We start from the raw sequence: 3,525 nt of genomic DNA, 5'->3' as shown, positions 1-3,525 counted from the left end.
TTTACGTTTCGGGTTGATAAAAACTAACGCGTATGGCGCTGCTGTGATAAGTGCAAACTCAGTTTGATATAACCATCGATGACGTCCAGCGGTTGGGCATATGCGTTTCTTCTCTAGCGAAAAAATGAAAACATTGATTTTAGGCAAGATCTGTTAAAAGAGATGAGGATAAAATTGTAATCATAAATGAAAATCCTTCTCATTATAAATAACTGGCAAAGCAATGAAACTCTCACAACTCAAACAGGGACAAGCCGCTACCATAACTGGCTTTTCTGATCTCTCTACAGATGTTCGTAAAAAGCTTATGGTGATGGGGCTTTTACCACAGACACCTGTCACTTTGATAAGAACCGCACCTATGGGTGATCCCCTTCAGATTGAAGTTCGTGGAGTGGCGCTCGCAGTGCGCGTCAATATTGCAGATTCAATCATTGTGGAGGCGAACTAATGGCTTATGAAATCCTAACCGTTGGTAACCCTAACAGTGGTAAAACAACGCTATTTAACGGTCTGACTGGTGCGAAACAACAGGTCGGTAACTGGGCGGGGGTAACAGTTGAGAAAAAGACGGGTAAATACACGCACGCGAGCGACGACTTTCACCTGACAGACTTGCCAGGTATTTACGCGCTAGACAGCGGTAATGATGGCAATAGTATCGATGAGTCGATTGCTTCGCGCGCCGTGCTGACCAACGAAGCTGATTTAATCATTAATGTTGTAGACGCAACTTGTCTTGAGCGTAGTCTATACATGACGCTACAACTGCGTGAACTTGGTCGCCCAATGGTCGTTGTTCTGAACAAGATGGATGCGCTCAAGCGTGAACGTCAGCACATTGATATCAAGGCACTTGAAAAAGTGTTGGGTTGTCCGGTGATGGCGATCTCAGCAAACCGTAAGTCGCAAGTGATTAAGTTCAAAGAACGCTTACACAAGATATTGGTGCAAGGTGTAGCACTAGATGAGCTAGCGCTTGATTACGGTGTTGAGTTTGAAACTCAAATTAGCAAAATTGAGGTATTGTTTGACCAACACGGACAAGTGGCTCAGCGCGCATTAGCAATTCGAGCGTTGGAGAATGATGTGTTGGTGCTTAACTCTCTATCTCAACCATCGAGAGACTTAGTTATTGCAGCGCAAAGCGAGCTACAGCAAGACATTGACCTGCTGGTGGCTGACGTTAAATACACATTCTTACACCAACAGTGCCAAATAGTACGCCGCAGCGAAGGTAAACTAAGCCGTAGCTTCACTGATAAAGTCGATAGTTTTGTGCTCAATAAATGGGTCGGTGTGCCATTTTTCTTTGTTGTGATGTACCTGATGTTTATGTTCTCTATCAACATAGGTAGCGCTTTTATCGACTTTTTTGACATCGGTGTTGGTGCATTGCTGGTTGATGGTGGACATTACTTACTTGATGACCATCTTCCTGTATGGCTTGTTACACTGATTGCTGATGGTGTCGGCGGCGGTATTCAAACTGTAGCGACCTTTATCCCGGTTATTGCATGCCTATACTTGTTCCTAGCGGTGCTTGAAAGTTCAGGTTATATGTCACGTGCGGCATTTGTCCTCGATAAAGTGATGCAGAAAATCGGCTTGCCAGGCAAAGCGTTTGTTCCTTTGGTGTTAGGTTTTGGGTGTAACGTTCCATCTATTATGGCGACACGTACTCTAGACCAAGAGCGTGAGCGTAAACTGGCAGCTTCAATGGCGCCATTTATGTCATGTGGTGCGCGCTTACCTGTATATGCGCTTTTTGCGGCGGCTTTCTTCCCGCAAAGTGGTCAGAACGTGGTGTTTGCTCTTTATTTACTAGGTATTGTTGCTGCGGTATTTACTGGCTTAGTGCTGAAGAAAACTCTTTACCCAGGCTCAAGCGATAGCCTAGTGATGGAAATGCCTGACTATGAACTACCTACCATGCGCAATGTTGTAATCAAAACTTGGCAGAAGCTTAAGCGCTTTGTACTAGGAGCAGGTAAAACTATCGTAGTGGTGGTGACGATACTTAGCTTCCTAAATTCTGTAGGTACTGACGGTTCGTTTGGTAACGAAGATAGCGAAAACTCGGTATTGTCAAAAGCGTCTCAAATCGTGACTCCAGTGTTTGCGCCAATTGGTATTCAAGAAGACAACTGGCCAGCAACGGTAGGTATTATTGCGGGTATCTTCGCTAAAGAAGCAGTAGTAGGTACGTTAAATAGTCTTTACGCTCCGAGCGAAGACGAGAGCACTGATTACGATCTGATGGCGAGCTTAGAAGAAGCGGTCATGTCGATTCCTGATAACTTTGCTGGGCTAAGCTATACAGATCCGCTTGGTATTGAAGTGGGTGACCTTACGGATAGCCAAGCGGTCGCTGAAGAGCAAGAAGTGGATGCGTCAATTTTTGGTAACCTAAAAGGTCACTTTGTTTCAAGCCATGCAGCCTTTGCCTACTTGATTTTCATTTTGCTGTATACACCTTGTGTTGCGGCAATGGGTGCTTATGTGCGTGAGTTTGGCCACAAGTACGCGCGCTTTATTGCTGTATGGACGATGGGACTTGCTTATGGCGGTGCGGCTCTCTACTACCAAGTGACTCACTTTGCTGATCATCCAGCAACAAGCTCTGCGTGGATTGTCGGTATTGTTCTACTATGTTTTGTTACTTACCGCGTCCTTAAGTCAGCAGGTAGAAAACAGAGCCAAAGCTTAGAGGTGCAAACAGCATGATTCTTTCACAGCTAAAGCAGTGTATCGAACAAAATAGTAATATCTCTCGCCGAGAGTTAGCTAAGCAGTTTGCGATGAGTGAAGATGGTGTTGATGCCATGCTGTCGGTATGGATTAGAAAAGGCAAGATTTCACGTTTGGTCGATACCAATGAAGCCAACCATGTTACTCGTATTCGATATGCCGTAGTCAAAGCGGATGCTTTAGCTCTGAATGTGACTATGTAGCTCACCCATAAAACTGATAAAAGCCGTCCTTTAGTGATAAAGAACGGCTTTTTAATTGGTGCTTAGGAAGCGGTAAAAATAGAGCTTAAAGATAGAACATTTCGAATTCTGCTGAGCAGTTCACTTTGCTCTTCATCGTTGCGGAACTGCCCTTGAGTGTTGCCCCACACAGGGCCAGGCCAAGCAACGTCATCCTTAAAACGGGCAATGTGGTGAATGTGCAGTTGAGGCACCATGTTACCTAATGCGCCTAGGTTGAGTTTATCCGGCTGGAATGTCGCGTCCAGCGCTTGGCTTACAGCTTGTGATTCAAGTAGGAACTGCTGTTGTTCCTTCATCGGCAGGTGGTGCAGCTCTTTTAGATTATTCCGCTTAGGAACCAATATAACCCAAGGTACAGCGTTGTCTTTATGCAGCAGGGCGACACACAATGGGAATTGACCAATTACCGTGGTGTCTTTGGCGAGTTGAGGGTGCAGTTCGAAACTCATAGTAGTAATCCATTTAAATTTGAACGCGTTTAGTATACGCCAAATAAAACAAAAGGTTGACGCTCTCACGCCAACCTCCC

Annotated in this window: 4 protein-coding genes; 3 read left to right on the top strand and 1 reads right to left on the bottom strand. The window is 45.1% G+C overall.

Annotated features, from left to right (window positions below):
- Positions 1-223: 223 nt before the first annotated feature.
- The 3 genes from QTO00_RS16690 to QTO00_RS16680 are packed head-to-tail and all read left to right on the top strand — an operon-like array spanning position 224 to position 2,954.
- Positions 224-451: a FeoA family protein gene (locus QTO00_RS16690; protein ID WP_038205693.1), complete on the top strand. Its 228-nt coding sequence runs from the start codon at positions 224-226 to the stop codon at positions 449-451.
- A complete protein-coding gene (gene feoB / locus QTO00_RS16685) occupies positions 451-2,727 on the top strand; it encodes a Fe(2+) transporter permease subunit FeoB (protein ID WP_331425791.1) in 2,277 nt (758 codons plus the stop codon). Before QTO00_RS16690 ends, feoB begins: the two co-directional genes overlap by 1 nt.
- Positions 2,724-2,954 carry a FeoC-like transcriptional regulator gene (locus QTO00_RS16680; protein ID WP_038205609.1) on the top strand — a complete coding sequence of 77 codons (231 nt, stop codon included), beginning with the start codon at positions 2,724-2,726 and terminating at the stop codon, positions 2,952-2,954. The genes feoB and QTO00_RS16680 overlap by 4 nt, the downstream gene beginning before the upstream one ends.
- A gap of 62 nt (positions 2,955-3,016) precedes the next feature.
- Here the strand turns inward: QTO00_RS16680 and QTO00_RS16675 are convergent, their stop codons facing one another.
- A complete protein-coding gene (locus tag QTO00_RS16675; RefSeq protein WP_331425790.1) occupies positions 3,017-3,445 on the bottom strand; it encodes an HIT family protein in 429 nt (142 codons plus the stop codon).
- Between the last annotated feature and the right edge of the window lie 80 nt (positions 3,446-3,525).

It is taken from the genome of Vibrio sp. M260118, from assembly GCF_036533755.1.
Classification (GTDB): Bacteria; Pseudomonadota; Gammaproteobacteria; order Enterobacterales; family Vibrionaceae; genus Vibrio.
Note: the sequence above shows the minus strand (reverse complement) of the source record. Positions and strands in the feature narration are given on the sequence as shown.

What these genes read in the sequence shown, in the direction of transcription:
- QTO00_RS16690 (WP_038205693.1), top strand. Translation starts at nt 224, where the DNA reads ATGAAACTCTCACAACTCAAACAGGGACAAGCCGCTACCATAACTGGC.
- feoB (WP_331425791.1), top strand. Translation starts at nt 451, where the DNA reads ATGGCTTATGAAATCCTAACCGTTGGTAACCCTAACAGTGGTAAAACA.
- QTO00_RS16680 (WP_038205609.1), top strand. Translation starts at nt 2,724, where the DNA reads ATGATTCTTTCACAGCTAAAGCAGTGTATCGAACAAAATAGTAATATC.
- QTO00_RS16675 (WP_331425790.1), bottom strand. Translation starts at nt 3,445, where the DNA reads ATGAGTTTCGAACTGCACCCTCAACTCGCCAAAGACACCACGGTAATT.